The sequence below is a fragment of the Nocardia fusca NBRC 14340 genome, assembly GCF_001618425.1.
GTDB lineage: Bacteria > Actinomycetota > Actinomycetes > Mycobacteriales > Mycobacteriaceae > Nocardia > Nocardia fusca.
In genome coordinates, this window is sequence record NZ_BDCU01000008.1 from 58983 (window position 1) to 77749 (window position 18767).

Genomic DNA, 18767 nt, shown 5'->3' on the forward strand with positions numbered 1-18767 from the left:
CCGCGCAAGGCCGAGCGCGACGGGTCATTAGACTGCGCCACGTGGCAGAGATATCGGTGCGGGGGCGGCTGGCCCTCGGGGTGGCCGGCGCGGCGGCATGGGCCTCCCGCAAGGCGGGCCGTGGCAACGGGTCGATGATCGGCGGGCTGCTCGCGCTGAAGATCGACCCGCGGATCATGAAGCAGCTGGGCCGCGGGCGGCGCACCGTGCTGATCACCGGCACCAACGGCAAATCGACCACCACCCGGATGACAACCGCGGCGCTGAGCACGCTGGGCGAGGTCGCCACCCAGGCCGACGGCGCCAATATGGACGCCGGGATCGTCTCGGCGCTCAATGTCCACCGGGACGCGCAGCTGGCCGCGATCGAAGTGGACGAACTGCATCTCCCGCATGTCACCGACGCCCTCGAACCGGAGGCGGTCGTACTGCTGAACCTCAGCCGCGATCAGCTGGACCGGGTCGGCGAGATCAATATGATCGAACGTCGGCTGCGTTCGGGTCTGGCGCGGCATCCGGACACCGTCGTCATCGCCAACTGCGATGACGTACTGGTCACCTCCATCGCCTACGACCATCCGAATGTGGTGTGGGTCGCCGCCGGCAGCGGCTGGGCCATGGATGCCACCAGCTGTCCGCGCAGTGGGGAGCCGATCCTCTGGGAGGGCACCCACTGGTACAGCACCGGCACCGATTTCGCTCGGCCCCAGCCGGATTGGTGGCTCGACGGCGACAAACTCTGCGGCCCCGACGGCGTCCGGCTGCCGCTGCGGCTGGCGCTGCCCGGCCGGGCGAACCGGGGCAACGCGGCCCAGGCGGTGGCCGCGGCGGTGGCGCTGGGCGCCGATACGGAACAGGCCTGCGCCGCCACCGGGACCGTGCGCGAGATCGCGGGCCGCTACCGCACCGTCCAGGTCGGCGAACACGCCGCCCGGCTGCTGCTGGCCAAGAACCCGGCCGGCTGGCAGGAAGCGCTGTCCATGATCGACCACAGCGCCTCCGGGCTGGTGATCGCGGTGAACGGCCAGGTACCCGACGGGGAGGACCTGTCCTGGCTGTGGGATGTGCGATTCGAGCATTTCGAGGACGTACACGTCGTCGCCGCCGGGGAGCGCGCCACCGACCTCGCGGTGCGCCTCACCTACGCCGGGGTCGCGCACACCACCGTTGCCGACCCCGTACGCGCCATCGCGTCCTGCCCGGCGGGCCCGGTCGAAGTTCTCGCCAACTACACCGCGTTCCGCGACCTCAACCGTGACCTCCAGGAGCGGAACCGATGAGTGATTCGACAGTCCGCATCGGCCTGGTGCTGCCCGATGTGATGGGCACCTACGGTGACGGCGGCAACGCGCTGGTCCTGCGGCAGCGGCTGCGGCTGCGCGATATCGACGCCGAGATCGTGGAGATCACCCTGCCCGACCCCGTACCGGACTCACTGGACATCTACACCCTCGGGGGCGCCGAGGACTCCGCTCAGCGGCTGGCCACCCGCCATCTGCTGCGTTACCCCGGCCTGCAGAACGCGGCCGGGCGCGGCGCCCCGGTGCTGGCGATCTGCGCGGCGATCCAGGTCCTCGGCCGGTGGTACGAGACCTCGAGCGGTGAACGGGTGGAAGGCGTCGGCCTGCTGGACGCCACCACCTCCCCGCAACAGACCCGCGCGATCGGCGAGGTGACGACGAACCCGCTGCTCACCGGTCTGTCCGCACCGCTCACCGGGTTCGAGAACCATCGCGGCGGCACCACCCTGGGCCCGGACGCCACCGGACTCGCCCGAGTGACCCGCGGTATCGGCAACGGTGTCGGCGACGGCCTCGAAGGTGTGGTGCAGGGCTCGGTCCTGGGCACCTACATGCACGGCCCCGCCCTGGCCCGTAACCCCGAACTCGCCGACCACCTGCTGTGCCGTGCCCTCGGCGTGGACTCCCTGCCCCCACTGGACCTCCCCGAAGTCGACCAACTCCGGCGCGAACGCTTGCGCGCCTGAGCCGGCCTGAGCCGGCCTGAGCCCGAGGTTTCCACGTCCTCGGGCAGGGCAATAAACTTCCCTGGTGAGTTACGACCATGTGCTGTTGCCGTCCGGTGTCGCCGCTACTCCCGCGGAGGTGGACGCGTACCTCACCTCTCAGCAGGGGATGCCCGCCACAGCGGAGATCGCGGCCATCGCGGCCGAACTCGGCGCGCGCAACGCGGAGTTACCCGAGGAGGACAGTTTCCTGAGCGTCACGCCGTTGGAGGGAACACCGACCGGGGCCATGCTTCCCGTGCCCAGCCCCTACGACGCGATCGGTTTCGTCCGGGACCTGCTGTTCCAGTTGGCGACACCGCGGAACTACGCGATCTACGATCCGCAGCTGACCTGGTTGATCGACCCGGCCGGGCATATCCCGGTGACGGTGACCCACGGCGGGGCGGGGGAGTTCCCGTACCTGACCGAAACTCTGGCCACCATGTGGATGCGCGAGCTCCTCGATCCCAACCCGTACCTCATCGTGGAACGCGCTCCCGAGATCTACATCCAGACGTACCGGGAATCCGCCGACGAGTACACCCTCGAATACCGGGACGGTGGAGCCGATCGGCATTTCACCACCGTTGTCACCGGCTCGGATACGGTGGCCGGTCTCATCTGGGACTGGGCGCGGGAGGACCGCACCCGGCTCGACCGGCTCCCCTGGGAACCGCTGAGGCCGTGACCGCCGCGACACCGGTCGCGGCGGTGCTCACAGTGCGCGGCGGCCGGAGAACGCCCGGCCCAGGGTCAGTTCGTCGGCGAACTCCAGATCGCCGCCCATGGGCAGGCCGGATGCGAGCCGGGTGACGGTGAGTCCGGGAAAGTCGCGCAGCATCCGGACGAGATAGGTCGCGGTCGCCTCGCCCTCGGTGTTCGGATCGGTGGCGATGATCACCTCGGTGACATCCACCCCGTCGTCCTGGCTGCCGATGCGGGTCAGCAGTTCCCGGATCCGCAACTGTTCGGGGCCCACCCCGCTCAACGGGTCGAGCGCGCCACCCAGCACGTGATAGCGGCCCCGGAATTCCCGGGTCCGCTCGATCGCCGGTACATCCTTGGGTTCCTCGACCACGCAGATCATGCTGCGGTCGCGGCGCGGGTCGGCGCAGATCCGGCACAGCTCACCGTCGGCGACCGTGCCGCACTGCGCGCAGAAGCGCACTCCGTCGCGGATCTTCTGCAGTACCGCCTGCAACCGGTCGAGTTCGGGTGGTTCCACCTGCAGCAGATGGAACGCGATCCGCTGCGCGCTCTTGGGGCCGACACCGGGGAGCTTCCCCAGCTCGTCGATGAGATCCTGAACCGGACCCTCGTACACCGCGATTCCCCGGCGCGATCAGAAGCCGGGCAGACCCGGTGCGCCGCCGCCGGCCAGCGGTCCGAGTCGTTCGGCCGCCAACTGCTGGGCATTGGCCATGGCGTCGTTGACGGCGCCGATCACCAGATCCTGCAGGGTTTCCACATCTTCGGGGTCGACCGCCTTGGGGTCGATCGTCAGCGACTGCACCTCGCCGGTCGCCTTGATCGTCACCCGGACCAGACCGTTGCCGGCCTGGCCGTCCACTTCGGCCGCGGCGATCTCGGCCTGCGCGGCCATCACCTGCTCCTGCATCTGCTGGGCCTGCTGGAGCAACTGCTGCATATCGAACTGACCATCGGGCTGCACGGGATTCCTCTCTACGGACGGGTCACAATTCAGCCTAGACCGCCTCGGTCGCCGATTCCGCCGCCACCCGACTCCGCCCTAAGATCGACTTCGCCGGTGCGACAGCACCGCGCCGAAATCCCGATTGTTACTGGAGTAATCGTGTTCAAGGGATATTTGCTGGGTGCGCTCATCATGGTATCCGGCGTGTTCCGCGCGGCGACCGCCGATGCCGATCCCCACGAGGTAACCGACCACGGCAACGGCTGCGTCATCGATCCGGCCGCACCGGCGGTCACCATCGAATCCTTACGTTCGCACTGCACCGCCCGGCAGCACGCCGAGATCTTTCTGGCCGCCCAGGCGGGCGCGGTGCCGTCCGGGGTGAAGAACGGCTGGGTGACCTCCAGCTCGGTCGCCGAACCCATCGCGCCCACGTTCTGGCTCGGCAAAAACTTCGACACCGGACCCGAGGGCGGCCGGTTGACCAACCGGGTCACCGGTGCCGATATCGAGGGCTGGCCGGCCGAGGTCTATCTGGGTCCATCCCGGGCGGACGGCGAACCCGCCTGGGTGCTCGACTACACACCCGCGATCACGCCGCAGGTCTACGACGAGATCCGGGAGGTCGTGCCCGGGGTGTGGCTCGGCTACTCCTGGTGGCGTGGCGAACGCCGGACCCCGGTGATGCTGTCGTTCGTCCTCGCCTGAGGAGGGCCTGCCGGTGGACCGGCCGGCCGATACCGCCGTACCGACCCGTCCGGCCGCGGGCACCGGCCGGACGGTCACCGGCACGGAGCGGATCTCCGCTGCCGGCGACCGCCCGGCCGGACGCGACCCGTCAGTCGAGTTCGCGCTTCAGGTTCGCCAGCACCTCGGCCTGGATCTTGCGCAGGCCGAGGGGGGCGAAGATGCCCTCGAAGATGCCCTTGACACCGCCGGCGCCCTGCCAGGTGGTCTCCAGGGTGACCGTCGAACCGGAACCGGACGGGGCCACCGTCCAGGTGTTGACGAGCGAGGAATTGGCGTCCTTCTCGGTGACGACATTGTCGGCGACCGAGACCTGGGCGCGGATATTGCGCACTCGTTTCTCGGTGGCCTGCAATGTCCATTCGGCGACGGTGCCGTCGCCCTGCCCACCCTCGACCACCTTGTAGTCGCGGTAGTGCGCCGACAGGATCTTCGGGCGCACCTCCGTGTAATCGGTGACCGCCGCCAGCGCGCGCTGCGGGTCTGCGGCGACCTCGATCGAACTGCCGGCTTTGACCTGTCCCACGGTGAACTCCTTATCGGGATGTGTTGTGACAGCTCCATCCTGCTGTGTTTTCGGCGCGCCGGCGCGCGCGGGGGTCGAGGCACCCTTGGTCTCGCCGTTTCGGCCTCGAGACTCGCGGCTTCGGCGCATGCAACCCCACCACTGCCCGGGCAAGCGAGCCCACCACTTTCCCTCCGCCAGCGAGCATGCTTCCTCACCAACGTGGTCGTGTTCAATCCTCATCTTTCACAAGCAACCCCCCTGAACGTCTCCACACCCGACACCCTTTTTCCTCTCCACCCCGTAGTGGCACAAATACCGACAATTCAGGAATAGCGGTCAACCCGGGTGAACAGTTCTTCGAACACGGTGCAACGGATATGTGACATTTCGCCACCGACAATCCCCCCGCTGTGGCCGCCCGAGACCGAGTAGGGCTAGCGTCTAGACGTGGCAATGAGTCTGTTGGGGAAGGCCGGCCACAGTCCGGCCGCATATGAATCCGGGTTCGCTGCATATCGGGCAGGTGTCGATCGCCTGCTCGCGAGCTATCGTGCCATCCCGGACGACGCCGATGTGCGACTGGCCAAGAAGACTTCCAATCTCTTCCGAGCCCGGGCGAAGAACACGGCCCCGGGGCTGGACGTCTCGGGCCTCACCCGGGTGATCGAGGTCGATCCGGATGCGAAAACGGCCGAGGTCGCGGGGATGACGACCTATGAAGAGCTGGTGGCCGCCACACTGCCCTACGGCCTGGCGCCGCTGGTGGTGCCGCAGCTCAAGACCATCACCCTGGGTGGCGCGGTGACCGGGCTCGGGATCGAATCGACCTCCTTCCGCAACGGTCTGCCCCACGAATCGGTGCTGGAGATGGAGGTGCTGACCGGGGCCGGCGAGATCGTCACCATCCGCCCGGACGGGGCCGACGCCGAACTCTTCCGCGGTTTCCCGAACTCCTACGGCACGCTCGGCTACACCACCCGCTTGAAGATCGAGCTGGAATCGGTGCTGCCCTATGTGGAGTTGCGCCATCTGCGGTTCCACGATCTGCGGGAACTCGAGTCGGTTCTCGAGCAGGTCGTATCGGAACGCAGCCACGACGGTGAGCGGGTCGACTACCTGGACGGGGTCGTGTTCGGCGCCGGCGAGAGCTACCTGACACTGGGCCGGCAGACCGATGAAGCGGGCCCGGTCAGCGACTACACCGGAATGGATATCTACTACCGCTCCATCCAGCACGACGGCCCAGCGCCCAAGCGCGACCGGCTGACCGTCCACGACTATCTCTGGCGGTGGGACACCGACTGGTTCTGGTGCTCGCGCGCCTTCGGGGCGCAGAACCCGAAGATCCGCCGCTTCTGGCCGAAACGCTACCGGCGCAGCAGCTTCTACTGGAAGCTGGTCGCGCTGGATCACCGCTACAACATCGGTGACAAGCTGGCCGCGCGGAAGGGCCGGCCGCCGCAGGAGCGCGTAGTGCAGGACATCGAGGTCCCGGTGGAGCGCACCGCCGATTTCGTGGAGTGGTTCCTGCGCGAGATCCCCATCGAACCCATCTGGTTGTGCCCGCTGCGGCTGCGCGATTCCGGCAGCCCGGACAGCGATCGCCCCTGGCCGCTGTACCCGCTGCGACCCGGTCGCACCTATGTGAATATCGGCTTCTGGTCGGCGGTTCCGAAATCGCCCGGGCAGTTGGATGGCGCGGCGAACCGGGCCATCGAGAAAACCGTCACCGAATTCGACGGACACAAATCCCTGTACTCGGACTCCTTTTACGAGCCCGAGGAATTTGCCGCCCTCTACGGCGGTGAAAGTTACAAAGCATTGAAGAAACGCTACGATCCCGGCCAGCGCCTGCTGGATCTGTACTCGAAGGCGGTGCAACGCAGATGACGACATTCAAGGATAGATCCGATGCTTTCGCGGACCTGGGCACCCGGCTCAGCATCGCCGAGGTTGTCGAGACCTTGGTCGACGGCGATGTTCCCATCAAGCTGACCGCCTACGACGGCAGCACCACCGGCCCGGTGGATTCCGAATTCGCACTCGATATCCGCAACCCGCGCGGAATCAACTATCTCGCCAACGCGCCCGGCGACCTCGGGCTGGCCCGCGCCTACATATCCGGCGATATGGACGCGGCCGGGGTGCACCCCGGCGACCCGTACGCCATCCTCGCCGCCATGACGGATCTGAAGTTCAAACGTCCGTCGGCATTGTCGCTGGTGGCGATCGCCCGCTCGCTGGGCTGGGAGCGGCTGCGCCCGGTCCCGCCGCCCCCGCAGGAGACGCTGCCGCGCTGGCGCCGGATCGCCCTGGAGGGGCTTCGTCATTCCAAAGCCCGCGACGCCGAGGTCATCCACCACCACTACGACGTCTCGAACACGTTCTACGAGTACGTCCTCGGCCCGTCGATGACCTACACCTGTGCGTGCTACGGCGAGCGGGACTGGACGCTGGAGCAGGCACAGGAGAACAAGTACCGGCTGGTCTTCGAAAAACTGCGGTTGAAGGAGGGCGATCGCCTGCTCGACATCGGCTGCGGATGGGGCGGCATGGTCCGGTACGCCGCCGCGCGCGGAGTCCGGGTCATCGGTGCCACGCTCTCGGCCGAGCAGGCCTCCTGGGCGCAGCGCAAGATCGCCGAGGAGGGTCTCGGTGAACTGGCCGAAGTACGCCACTCCGATTACCGCGACATCACCGAAACCGAGTTCGACGCGGTGTCCTCGATCGGACTGACCGAGCACATCGGTGTCCAGAACTACCCGTACTATTTCGGGTTCATCCAGAGCAAGCTGCGTGAGGGTGGTCTGTTCCTCAACCACTGCATCACCCGGCCGGACAACACCCGCACCACCAAGGCCGGCGATTTCATCGACCGGTACGTGTTTCCCGACGGGGAGCTCATCGGCTCCGGCCGCATCATCAGCGATATCCAGAATGTCGGCCTGGAAGTACTGCACGAGGAGAACCTGCGCGAGCACTACGCGCTGACCCTCACCGAATGGTGCAAGAACCTGGTCGCCAACTGGGATGCCTGTGTGGCCGAGGCCGGCGAGGGCACCGCCAAGGTGTGGGGCCTGTACATGGCGGGCAGCCGGCTCGGTTTCGAACGCAATGTGGTCCAGCTGCACCAGGTCCTGGGCGTGAAACTCGGCCCCTCCGGGCGGCCCGAGGTGCCACTGCGACCCTGGTGGCAGCCGTAGCCGGCTGCTCAGCTGAGCAGTTCGTCGAGGAAACGGATCGGGACACGGATCTCACCGAGGGTGCGGACCGTGTCCGTTCCGTCCGGCGTGGTGACCGGCAGGTCGTCGCGCACCACACGCAGGATCTCGCGGACCGCGGGCCCGGCATCCAGGAGCGGCCGGGTCCAGCCGAGGTCGGCGCAGGTGGAGACCGCCGGCGCCAGCAGGGCCGCCGACTCGCCGACCCAGCCCGCGGTGGCCAGGCATTCGGCGAGCAGCAGTGACATATCGAGCTGGGCTCGCGGTCGCTGTTGTTCGCCGGTACGCCCGTAGAGTGCACGGGCATGGCGGGCCGCGCGCTCATGCTCCTGCCGGTCGTCGGATTCGAGCAGGGCGCGGATCACGGTGACCTCGCCGGCTTCGATGTTCAGCACGGTCGGCGCACCGTCGGGGCCGGGGCCACGGTCACGCCCGGACAATCTCGCCAGGCCGCGCGCGGTGCTGTCCGCGGCCTCCGGCCGATCGCCCGGACCCGGCTGCACTATGCCCAGCCGGATCTGCTCGGCCCGGATATGGGCGGCCAGCCGGGACAGCTGATGATCGGCGGCGATCCGCGATCCCTCGGCCAGGCGCACCGCCGCCGCTGTGAGATCGCCGTGCAGCGCCTTCACCCGGGCGCCCGTCACAATGGTGGCGATCAGCGATTCGATCGGACCGATCCGCGCGACCAGCTGGTAGCTCTCGTCGAACAGTTCCTCGGCGGCGCTCAGGTCACCGCGCCGGTATACCAGTTCACCGAGGAGCCCGGCGACCGCCCGCACGCCGTGTGAGCGTGGCCCGGACCGGGTCTGCGCGATTTCATAGGCGTGCCGGTAAGCGCTCAGCGCGGCCGGGATATCGAGTTGTTCGTAGGCGAGGAGTCCGCGGCCGCACCAAGCGAAGATCTCACCGAGCGGTTCGCGGGACCGCTCCTGATACGGCCGCGCCCACTCCAGCGTGGCCGCCGCGGCCGGGTAGTCGAATTCACAGAGCCGGACGTAGGCGCTGATATTCGCCGCGGTCGCCACCGTCCACGCCGGAAGCTCGTCGGGATGCTTCAGTGATTCGGCGACCTGCTCGAGCACACCGGCGGTGCGGTCGTGGGAGATCTCGTCGGAGGCGGCGAGCACCGCGGCCTGGCAACGCTGGGTGCGTACCTCGCTGTCGTCCTCCGGACTCCGGGACAGCACATTGGACAGCCGGTTGAGGGCCGAGCGCGCCGCGGTGGATTGCTGCAGATTCACATTCGCGCGGGCCACTGCCATCAGCAGTTTCGACCGCGAAGCGACCTGCTGCACGGGCAGTTTCGAGACCGACCCGAGCAGCGTCGCCACCCGCGAACCGTCGATCAGGTCCATCCCGCCGTTCTCCAGCAGGTCGAGCGCGGTTTTGAAGTCGGTGCCGGCCAGCGAATGATCCACCGCCCGGCGCAGCAGCTGGTGTTCGGCGAACCAGCGCGCGGCCCGCCGGTGCAGCGTCTTCATCCGGCCCGGCCGGGTCCGCTCCAGGCGCGCCCGCAGGTATTCGGCGAACAGCGGCTGCATCCGGTACCACTCGGGATCCTCGTCGGTGCGGCGCACGAACAGTTCCCGTCGCTCGGCCTGCTCGAGCAGGCGCGGGGCCTCGTCGCTATCGGTGACAGCGGTGGCCAGGGATCCGTTCGCATGCTCGATCACCGAGAGATCGGACAGGAAGTCCAGCATCTCCGGTTCCAAGGAGTCCAGCACGTTCTCGGCGAGGTACTCGCGGATACCGTGCCCGCCTTCGGACATACGATTCAGCAGATCCCCGGGGTCCGGGTCGTCGCGCAGCGCGAGGCCGATCAGCTGGATCGCGGCGGGCCAGCCGTCGGTGGCGGCGTACACACGGTCGAGCTGGCCGCTATCGAGCGGGAAACCGTTGCGCCGCACCAGGATCTCGCCGATCTCGGCGCGGGTCAGGCGCAGTTGCTCGGAATCCACCTGCACCAGCTCGTCGTTCATCCGCATCCGGCCCATCGGCAGGTCGGAGGGGTCACGGGTGGTCACCACGAACCGCAGATGATGGCAGCCGCTGTCGAGGAGTGACGACAACACCCGTAAGGCGCCCGGATCGGTGAGCCGGTGCCAGTCGTCGATGATCACGACCACCGGCTTCCCGCTGGTGTGCAGTTCGTCGATCAGGCTCGATATCGCGAACGCGACGGTATCGGCGGGTCGCTCCTCGAGCATCTGGCACAGCCCGGTACCGATCTCGGGCCGGATCCGGTTGACGGCCTCGATCAGATGGGCCAGGAACCAGACCTCGTTGTCGTCACGGCTGTCGATGCCTATCCAGGCGACCGGGATATCGAGTCCGGCGAGTTCGTCGCGCCACTGCGCGGCCAGCACGCTCTTACCGAAACCGGTGGGCGCGTGGATCACGGTGAGCCGGCGGCCGACACCTTCGCGCAGAATGTTCAGCAAACGCGGCCGGCGCACCGGTTCCCGGGGCGGGGTGGCCGGGCGGAACTTGGTGGCCGGACTGGGCGGCAGCGTGGCCGGTGAATGTTCCAGCGCATGGCCGGAGCCGCCGAGACGACCCGATGCGCTGCTGTGCGGGCCCGACCCCGGCCCGGACTTGCGCGTTCCGGGGACACCGAACGCGCCGGGCCCGGCGGCGTCGGCGCTCTTGCGGCCCGCGAGTGTCGGCGGCAGTAGTGGCCAGCTGCGTCGCGCGGTCACCGCCGGCACCCGGTCGTGGGCGGGCGGCGCGGCATCGACCGCCGTGACCTCGGGATCCAGCAGCGCCATCTCGTCGGGGACCTGGTCGTGTGCGACCTGTACCGCGCGCAGCATCTCACCGAACTCGTAGGCCGACGCCGGCCGTTCCTCCGGTTCCTGGGCCATGGCCTGTTCGATCACCGCGGCCACATCGGCGGGAATGTCCTGCTCCCGCAGATCCGGCACCGGTTGGGTGGTGATGCGGAGGAATTGCGCGACCACCCGCTCCCCCGCCTGCCTCTCGAACGCGGCATGGCCGGTGAGCAGGGCGAAAAGGGTCGCGCCGAGCCCGTACACATCGGAGCGGACGGTGGGGTCGGCGCCCTTGAGGACTTCGGGGGCGGTGAAGGCAGGCGAACCGGTGATCTGGCTGCTCGACGTGCGGAAGCCCCCCGGCATCCGGGCGATCCCGAAATCGGTGAGCTGCGGCTCACCGTAGGAGCTGAGCAGCACATTGGCCGGCTTCACATCCCGGTGCAGGATCCGCGTCCGATGCGCGCTCTCGATGGCACCGGCCAGTTTCACCCCGACCCGCAGGGTATCGGCCCAGCTCAGCGGGCCCGTCTCGTGGAGGAGCCGTTCCAGCGACCCGTGCGTGGCGAACGGCATCACGATGAACGGCAGTCCGCCGGCGGTCACATCGACCTGCAGGATGTCGACGATATTCGGATGCCCGGACAGTCGGCCCATGGCGTGTTCCTCACGCAGGAACCGCTCCCGGCTCTCGGGATCGAGATCGGAGGAGAGCACCTTCACCGCGACCACGCGGTCCAGGGCCCGCTGTACACACCGGTACACGATCCCGAAGCCACCGCGCCCGACCTCGTGGGCTTCGGTGAATCCGAGGTCCGCGAGTTCCTCGGCTATTCTTTCCGTCTCATCCGGGTCGGCGTCCGCGAGGTCGGCGACCCCCATGGTGGGTTCGGGCGAAACACTCCGCGCCGCGCCGGGGTCTTCCGATGCCGGATCGGATCGGGCGGCTTCGGCCTCCTGCGGAGCAGCGAGATCCTCGGGGGCACCGGTGTCCGCCGGCCCACCGGCGTCGGGAGCGGCGTAGGAGGTATCCGATTCGCGGCCCCCGGGGCCCGAACGCGTTCGTGGAGTCATCTCACCACCTCGCACTCGTAACGAATCGGCTGCGGTGGCGCATCCCGCCGCGACAACCGTTCCGGTCCTCACTTCCAACGTAGCGCGCCCGATACCCCGATGGGTGGTTCACGCGACTCGCGTGTCCTGTTCCGGGGAGCCGGTGCGCCTCCGCCGGGCCGTCGACCGGGTTCGGCGCCCGGCCGCGAACAGCGCCCTCGCGGGCCGACCCGCCGTGGCCACCTGCGCGGGAGGGGTGCAATTATCCCCAGGCATCCACAGTATTCCGATATTGCGCGCGGGCGCGGACAGCTGGTCCGACCCGATATTCCGGATCTGTTCCGATGCGGTAACGGACGCAGCCCGACGCCGCGGCCGCCCGGCTCCGGGTGGAAACAACACAACCCGCCGCACCTGCGGTGCGACGGGTTGTGCCGAACGGTTCAGCGCGACCGGCCACCCGGGCCGGCCGCCCCGGAGCCTACTTGCGCAGCGAAGCCGGAACCTCGAAGCGCCTGCCGTACTTCTTCGCCAGCTCGTCGGCCCGGGCCACGAAGGCCTCCTGGCCGCCGGGGTAGCCGACGATGTACTGGTGCACACCACCGGTCCAGGCCGGGAACCCGATACCGAAGATGGAGCCGATATTGGCGTCCGCGGTGGACTCGAGAACACCTTCGTCGAAACACTTCTGGGTTTCGATGGCCTCGGCGAACAGCATGCGGTCGATCAGGTCCTGCAGCGGCACGTCGAAACCGGCGGTGGTCTTGAAGTGCTCACGCAGCTGCGGCCAGATGTTGAGCCGCTTGCCGTTCTCGTCGTACTCGTAGAAACCGGCCTTCTCCAGGCGACCCGGACGGCCCTGCTCGACCATGTAGTCCACCACGTCGATGGCCGGGTGCCGTTCGGTGCCCATGGCGGCGTCGCCGGCCTTGGCTGCCGCTTCGGTTTCCCGCGCGATCTTCTGCATGAGCTTCATGTTCAGCTCGTCGGTCAGCTGCAGCGGCGGCGCCGGGTAGCCCGCCTGCGAACCGGCCTGCTCGATGGTCGCGGGCTCGATGCCCTCGCCCAGCATGGCGATCGCCTCGTTGACGAAGGTGCCGATCACGCGGGAGGTGAAGAAGCCGCGGCTGTCGTTGACCACGATCGGGGTCTTCTTGATGGCGAGGGTGTAGTCGAACACCCGGGCCAGGGCCTCGTCGGAGGTCCGCTCACCCTTGATGATCTCCACCAGCGGCATTTTGTCGACCGGCGAGAAGAAGTGGATGCCGATGAAGTCTTCCTGGCGCTTCACGCCCTCGGCCAGGCCGGTGATCGGCAGGGTCGAGGTGTTGGAGCCGAGGAGCGCGTCGGGAGTGACGATGTCCTCGATCTCCTGGAAGACCTTGTGCTTGAGCTCGGTGCTCTCGAAGACGGCTTCGATCACGAAGTCGACCCCGGCGAAGTCGGCCACATCGGCGGTCGGCTTGATCCGGTCGAGCAGCGCCTTGGACTTCTCCTCGGTGGTCTTGCCCCGGGACAGCGCCTTGGCCTCGATCTTCTCCGAGTAGTTCTTGCCGCGCTCGGCCGCCTCGATGGTGACGTCCTTGAGCACGACCTCGTAGCCGGCCTTCGCCGACACGTAGGCGATTCCGGCGCCCATCATGCCCGCGCCGAGCACGCCGACCTTCTTGATCTCCTTCTTCGGCACGTCCTTGGGACGCGAACCACCGTTGTTGATGGTCTGCAGGTCGAAGAAGAACGCCTGGATCATGTTCTTGGCGACCGGCCCGGTGAGCAGGTGCACGAAGTAACGCGATTCGATCAGCGACGCGTTGTCGATATCGACCTGCGAGCCCTCGACCGCCGCGGCCATGATGGCGCGCGGGGCGGGCATATTGGCGCCCTTGAGCTGCTTGCGCAGGTTGGCCGGGAACGCCGGCAGGGTCGCGGCGAACGAGGGGCTGGCGGGCGTGCCGCCGGGGATCTTGAAGCCCTTCTTGTCCCACGGCTGGACGCCGCCCTCGGGATTGGCCTTGATCCACGCCTTGGCGGCGGGTACCAGTTCCTCGATCGAACCGACCAGCTCGTCGACCAGGCCGATCTCCTTGGCCTTGGCCGGCTTGTTGCGCTGGCCCTGCAGCAGCACGCCCATGAGCGCGTTCTGCAGGCCGAGCATGCGCACGGTGCGGATGATGCCGCCACCGGCGGGCAGCAGACCCAGAGTGGCCTCGGGCAGGCCGATCTGGGAGCCGGGGACATCGGCCGCGATCCGGTGGTGGGTCGCAAGCGCGATCTCGAGGCCACCGCCGAGCGCGGCACCGTTGATGGCGGCCACGACCGGCTTGCCGAGGGTCTCCAGGCGGCGCAGCGCCGACTTGATCTCGGTCAGTTCGGCCATCAGTTCGGGCCCGTTGTCCGGTCCGACCTTCATCATGTTCTTCAGGTCGCCGCCCGCGAAGAAGGTCTTCTTCGCGGAGGTCAGCACGACACCGGTGATGTCGTCCTTCTCGGCCTCGAGCCGCTCGACCGTCGCGGTCATCGACTTCTTGTAGAGGTCGTTCATGGTGTTGGCGCCCTGGTTCGGGTCGTCCATCGTCAACACGACGATGCCGTCCGAATCCTTCTCCCAACCGATCATGTTGGCTTCGCTCACGGTTTTTCTGTCTCCTCGGGAAATATCAGACTCGGTTGGGTCGCGTCAGACGCGCTCGATGATGGTGGCCACACCCATGCCGCCGCCGATGCACAGCGTGATCAGGGCGTAGCGGGCGTTGCGACGCTCCAGCTCGTCGACCATGGTGCCGGTGATCATGGCGCCGGTGGCACCGAGCGGGTGGCCCATGGCGATGGCGCCACCGTTGACGTTGAGCTTCTCGTCCGGGATCTGCAGATCCTTCTGGAACTTCAGCACCACCGAGGCGAAGGCTTCGTTGATCTCGAACAGGTCGATGTCGTCGACGGTCAGACCGGCCTTGGCCAGTACCTTCTGCGACGCCGGGGTGGGGCCGGTGAGCATGATGGTGCTGTCCGCACCGCTGGTGGCGGTGGCGACGATACGGGCACGCGGGGTCAGGCCCGAGGCCTTACCGGCCTCTTCGGTGCCGACCAGGACCAGCGCGGCACCGTCGACGATGCCGGAGCTGTTGCCGCCGTGGTGGACGTGGTCGATCTTCTCCACGAAGTGGTACTTCTGCAGCGCCACCGCGTCGAAGCCGCCCATCTCACCGATACCGGCGAAGGACGGGTTCAGCTTGGCCAGGTCCTCCAGGGTGGTGCCGGGCCGCATGTGCTCGTCGTTGTCCAGGACGGTCAGGCCGTTGATGTCCTTGACCGGGACGATCGACTTGGCGAAGTAGCCGCCGGTGGTCGCCTTGGCGGCCAGATCCTGCGAGCGCACGGCGTAGGCGTCGACATCCTCGCGGGAGAAACCCTCGATGGTGGCGATGAGGTCGGCGCTGATGCCCTGCGGTACGACGTAGGTGTCGTAGTTGGTGGCCGGATCGAGCATCCAGGCGCCACCGTCGGAGCCCATGGGCACGCGGGACATGGACTCGACACCGCCGGCCAGGACCAGGTCCTCGAAGCCGGAGCGCACCTTCTGGGCGGCCATGTTCACGGCTTCCAGGCCGGAGGCACAGAAGCGGTTGATCTGCACACCGCCGACGGTCTGCGGCAGTCCGGCGGTCAGCACGGTGGTGCGGGCGATATCGGAACCCTGGTCACCGACCGGGGAGACGACACCGAGGATGAGGTCGGAGATCCGGTCCTCGTCGAGGTTCGGGAAGCGGTTGCGCAGCTCCTGCACCAGCCCGGTGGTCAGATCGATCGGCTTGACCGAGTGCAGCGACCCCTTCTTGTTGCGGCCGCGCGGGGTGCGGATGGCCTCGTAAATGTAGGCCTCTGTGGTCATATCGGAATGTCCCTTCGTAGGAATACGCCCACCCGCACCAGGCGGAGCGGACGCGAGTTACCTCGCCGACCGGCCGTTCGACCGACCGTCCGTATTCAGTTGAGCAGCGCTGACGGGCCGGTCACCCGCCCGGGCATACGCTGTACAAACCACGGCACGGGTCGCCGAGGCGGTACCGAGCAGCCCGTACCTCACGGCCCACCATAGAACCTCGTCTCGCCGAAGTCCGCAGCTACCCGCCCATAGTACCGCCGGATGCGAACTCCGGTTAACTTAACGTGGTCGAGACGGTGCTTGTCAACCGTTCAACGGGGTGGCGCCCAGCTCACTGGCCAGTAGCCGCAGCGCGACCTCGTCCGGGTCGCGCCGATCACCCGGCGCGACCGGCTGTGCCGACTCCGCCAGCATCTCCTGCTCCTCCTCCGGAGTGGACGCGGGCACGCTGCGCGGTGCGTAACCGTGATCACCCGGATCGTCGGGCAGGTCCGGGTAGTCGGGTGGCGGGATGTCGTCGTAGGGACTCGCCGCCGCAGCCCCGGCCTTGGCCTGGCTCGGCCGCGAGAACCGCGGCCGGCGAGCCGGTTCGGCGCCGGCCCGCGCCCCATTCGCCGATCCACTACCGGCGGGAGCGGCTTGCGGCCCCCCGTCGCTGTCGGCCCGGCGGGGTTCATCCGGCGCCTCCGCGCCGGCCCGGCTCGGCGCCGGGCGCTGCGGACCCCCTCGGCGACCACCGTCGGAATCACCCGACTCCGAGTCACCGGTCCGGCGTCCGCCCCGCTCACGGCCACCGGGGCCCCGCGAGACCTGCTGACCGGTGACGACCCAGCGCACCGGATGTTCCCGGCCGAGTACGGCGCTCACCGCCGACCGGACCGCCGACAGCGGCTGCGACTGCGAAAGCCGCTGGACCAGCGCGGCATGGTGGGCCAGCACGATCTCACCGTCCTGGACCCCGGCCACCGACGCCCCCGAGGTGAGCATCGCGCCGATGGTCGGCCCGAACTCCTTGACCTTGAGCTTGATCTCCGGCCAGGCGGCCTCCACAGCGGCCAGCAACTCCGGATCGGCCGGGGTCGCGGCGGTCTCGGGTCCGGCCGGCCCGATCGGATCGGCGCCGGATCCGGCCGCCGGGTCCGGTTCGGCAGCAGGTCCGGCCGCCGCGGGCGCGATATCGGAGCCCGTCCCGCGGTCGGCGGGTTGCCCACCCACCGGCGGACGGGCAGCGGTCTCCGCGCTCGCCGAGCTCTCGGCCTGCGTCGAACGCGTACCGCGCGAAGTGTGCGCGCCGGGAACGGTCGAGGCCGACCCGGGAACCGGGTCCGGTTTCAACGGCGCCGCGGCCGGTGCGGGACCGGACGGCGCCGTCTCGGCCGCACGGACGCCGGATTCGGGACGCCCCGGCTCCACCGAGCCCCCGTCGACCGCATCCACCGGCGCCGCGGGGGCAGGTGATATCTCCTGGTCCGGACCGTCCCGGTCCGGCGCGGGGCGCGTCGCATCCGCCGCTCCGGCCGCCGCTGGCTCGGCGGTAGCCGCGTGTTCCGGCGACCGCCCGGTCCTGGACTCCCGCAGGGCGGCCAGGGCTTCGGCCCCCCGGCGGCGGGACGGGTCGGACGCGGCGGCCGGCCGGGCGGGTGCCGGGGCGGCCTCGGTGGGACCGGGCGCCGGCGCCCCGCCCGCGGGCGGGGCGCCCGGGGCCGCGACCACACCGGCGGCGACCCGCCGTTCCAGCTGTTCCAGCCGCTGCAGGGTCGCGGACTCGGATTGGTCCGCGGCGGGCAGCAGCATCCGTGAGCAGACGACCTCGAGCAGCAGCCGCGGCGCCGTGGCCCCTCGCATCTCGCCCAGCCCGGCGTGCAGGAGTTCGGCGTAGCGCGTGAGGGCCGCGGGCCCGAGCCGGGCAGCCTGCTCGCGCATCCGGTCCAGCAGGTCGGCGGGCGCGGCGACGAGTCCACGTTCGGTGGCGTCGGGTACGGCCTGCAGCAGGATCAGGTCGCGCAGCCGCTCGAGCAGGTCCACCGCGAACCGGCGCGGATCGTGCCCGGCCTCCATCACCCGGTCGACGGTGCCGAACAGGGCGGCGCCGTCCCCGGCTGCCAGCGCGTCGACCGCGTCGTCGATCAGCGCCACATCGGTCACCCCCAGCAGTGCGACGGCGCGCGAATAGGTGACGCCCTCGGACCCGGCGCCGGCGAGCAACTGGTCGAGCACGCTCAAGCTGTCGCGCGGGGAGCCGCCGCCCGCGCGGATCACCAACGGGTACACCGCTTCTTCCACGGCTACCTGTTCCTGCTCGCAGATGCCGCCGAGCAGGCCGCGCATGGTGGCGGGGGGCAGCAGCCGGAAGGGGTAGTGGTGGGTGCGCGAGCGGATGGTCGGTAGCACCTTGTCCGGCTCGGTGGTGGCGAAGACGAAGATCAGATGGGCCGGCGGTTCCTCGACGATCTTCAGCAGCGCGTTGAACCCGGCCGTGGTGACCATATGTGCCTCATCGATGATGAACACCCGGTAGCGGGATTCGGCGGGCGCGTAGAAGGCCCGGTCGCGTAGTTCGCGGGTGTCGTCGACACCACCGTGGCTGGCGGCGTCCAGTTCGATCACGTCGAGATTGCCCCCACCACCCGGGGCCAGCGATACACAGGAGGCGCAGGTGCCGCACGGCGTGGAGGTGGGGCCCTGCACGCAGTTCAGCGAGCGGGCAAGGATCCGGGCCGACGAGGTCTTACCGCAGCCGCGCGGCCCCGAGAAGAGATAGGCATGACTGATCCGGCCGGTGTCGAGCGCGATACACAGCGGGTCGGTGACATGCTCCTGGCCCACCACGTCAGCGAACGTTGCCGGTCGGTACTTCCGGTACAGAGCCACGGCCAGAGGTTACCGGCGGAGACCGACAACGCGCACCCGGCGTGGGTA

The 18767-nt window shown here is 68.7% G+C and carries 13 protein-coding genes; 6 read left to right on the forward strand and 7 right to left on the reverse strand.

The window, feature by feature from the left end; all coding sequences use genetic code 11:
- The first annotated feature begins 41 nt into the window (after positions 1–41).
- The 3 genes from NF4_RS01810 to NF4_RS01820 all read left to right on the forward strand — a co-directional run bounded on the left by NF4_RS01810 (position 42) and on the right by NF4_RS01820 (position 2696).
- Positions 42–1280, forward strand: a complete 1239-nt coding sequence (locus tag NF4_RS01810; RefSeq protein WP_232330270.1) for a Mur ligase family protein — start codon at positions 42–44, stop codon at positions 1278–1280.
- Complete coding sequence (locus NF4_RS01815) at positions 1277–1987, forward strand: type 1 glutamine amidotransferase (RefSeq protein WP_063125549.1); 711 nt, start codon at positions 1277–1279, stop codon at positions 1985–1987. The genes NF4_RS01810 and NF4_RS01815 overlap by 4 nt, the downstream gene beginning before the upstream one ends.
- Before the next feature lie 64 nt (positions 1988–2051).
- Entirely contained in the window at positions 2052–2696 is a 645-nt protein-coding gene (locus NF4_RS01820; protein WP_063125550.1) for a hypothetical protein, read from the forward strand.
- Between the two features lie 27 nt (positions 2697–2723).
- Here the strand turns inward: NF4_RS01820 and recR are convergent, their stop codons facing one another.
- Both recR and NF4_RS01830 read right to left on the reverse strand, forming a co-directional pair.
- Positions 2724–3332 (reverse strand): recombination mediator RecR, encoded by a 609-nt coding sequence (gene recR, locus NF4_RS01825; RefSeq protein WP_039821641.1) that lies wholly within the window; start codon positions 3330–3332, stop codon positions 2724–2726.
- An 18-nt stretch (positions 3333–3350) separates the two neighbouring features.
- Complete coding sequence (locus NF4_RS01830; RefSeq protein WP_063125551.1) at positions 3351–3680, reverse strand: YbaB/EbfC family nucleoid-associated protein; 330 nt, start codon at positions 3678–3680, stop codon at positions 3351–3353.
- Between the two features lie 141 nt (positions 3681–3821).
- Here NF4_RS01830 and NF4_RS01835 point away from each other — a divergent pair, with 141 nt between their 5' ends.
- Entirely contained in the window at positions 3822–4370 is a 549-nt protein-coding gene (locus NF4_RS01835) for a hypothetical protein (protein ID WP_232330271.1), read from the forward strand.
- A 130-nt stretch (positions 4371–4500) separates the two neighbouring features.
- On the opposite strand, the gene NF4_RS01840 is transcribed toward NF4_RS01835, so the two are convergent.
- Positions 4501–4935, reverse strand: a complete 435-nt coding sequence (locus NF4_RS01840; RefSeq protein WP_063125552.1) for an SRPBCC family protein — start codon at positions 4933–4935, stop codon at positions 4501–4503.
- A gap of 435 nt (positions 4936–5370) precedes the next feature.
- On the opposite strand from NF4_RS01840, the gene NF4_RS01845 reads away from it, so the two are divergent.
- Both NF4_RS01845 and NF4_RS01850 read left to right on the forward strand, forming a co-directional pair.
- On the forward strand, positions 5371–6807 hold the full coding sequence (locus tag NF4_RS01845) for an FAD-binding oxidoreductase (RefSeq protein WP_063125553.1): 1437 nt from the start codon (positions 5371–5373) through the stop codon (positions 6805–6807).
- Positions 6804–8120: a class I SAM-dependent methyltransferase gene (locus tag NF4_RS01850; protein WP_063125554.1), complete on the forward strand. Its 1317-nt coding sequence runs from the start codon at positions 6804–6806 to the stop codon at positions 8118–8120. The genes NF4_RS01845 and NF4_RS01850 overlap by 4 nt, the downstream gene beginning before the upstream one ends.
- An 8-nt stretch (positions 8121–8128) precedes the next feature.
- Here NF4_RS01850 and NF4_RS01855 read toward each other — a convergent pair whose 3' ends face one another.
- The 4 genes from NF4_RS01855 to NF4_RS01870 form a co-directional block, all read right to left on the reverse strand.
- Entirely contained in the window at positions 8129–11794 is a 3666-nt protein-coding gene (locus tag NF4_RS01855) for a serine/threonine-protein kinase (RefSeq protein WP_063125728.1), read from the reverse strand.
- 652 nt (positions 11795–12446) lie between these two features.
- Entirely contained in the window at positions 12447–14597 is a 2151-nt protein-coding gene (locus NF4_RS01860) for a 3-hydroxyacyl-CoA dehydrogenase NAD-binding domain-containing protein (RefSeq protein WP_063125555.1), read from the reverse strand.
- A 45-nt stretch (positions 14598–14642) separates the two neighbouring features.
- Positions 14643–15854: an acetyl-CoA C-acetyltransferase gene (locus NF4_RS01865; protein WP_063125556.1), complete on the reverse strand. Its 1212-nt coding sequence runs from the start codon at positions 15852–15854 to the stop codon at positions 14643–14645.
- 297 nt (positions 15855–16151) lie between these two features.
- Positions 16152–18719 (reverse strand): DNA polymerase III subunit gamma and tau, encoded by a 2568-nt coding sequence (locus tag NF4_RS01870; protein ID WP_063125557.1) that lies wholly within the window; start codon positions 18717–18719, stop codon positions 16152–16154.
- Between the last annotated feature and the right edge of the window lie 48 nt (positions 18720–18767).

Excerpts from the sequence above, each read along its gene's own strand:
- NF4_RS01815 (WP_063125549.1), top strand. The coding sequence starts at position 1,277 with ATGAGTGATTCGACAGTCCGCATCGGCCTGGTGCTGCCCGATGTGATG.
- NF4_RS01845 (WP_063125553.1), top strand. The coding sequence starts at position 5,371 with ATGAGTCTGTTGGGGAAGGCCGGCCACAGTCCGGCCGCATATGAATCC.
- NF4_RS01850 (WP_063125554.1), top strand. The coding sequence starts at position 6,804 with ATGACGACATTCAAGGATAGATCCGATGCTTTCGCGGACCTGGGCACC.
- NF4_RS01855 (WP_063125728.1), bottom strand. The coding sequence starts at position 11,794 with ATGGGGGTCGCCGACCTCGCGGACGCCGACCCGGATGAGACGGAAAGA.
- NF4_RS01865 (WP_063125556.1), bottom strand. The coding sequence starts at position 15,854 with ATGACCACAGAGGCCTACATTTACGAGGCCATCCGCACCCCGCGCGGC.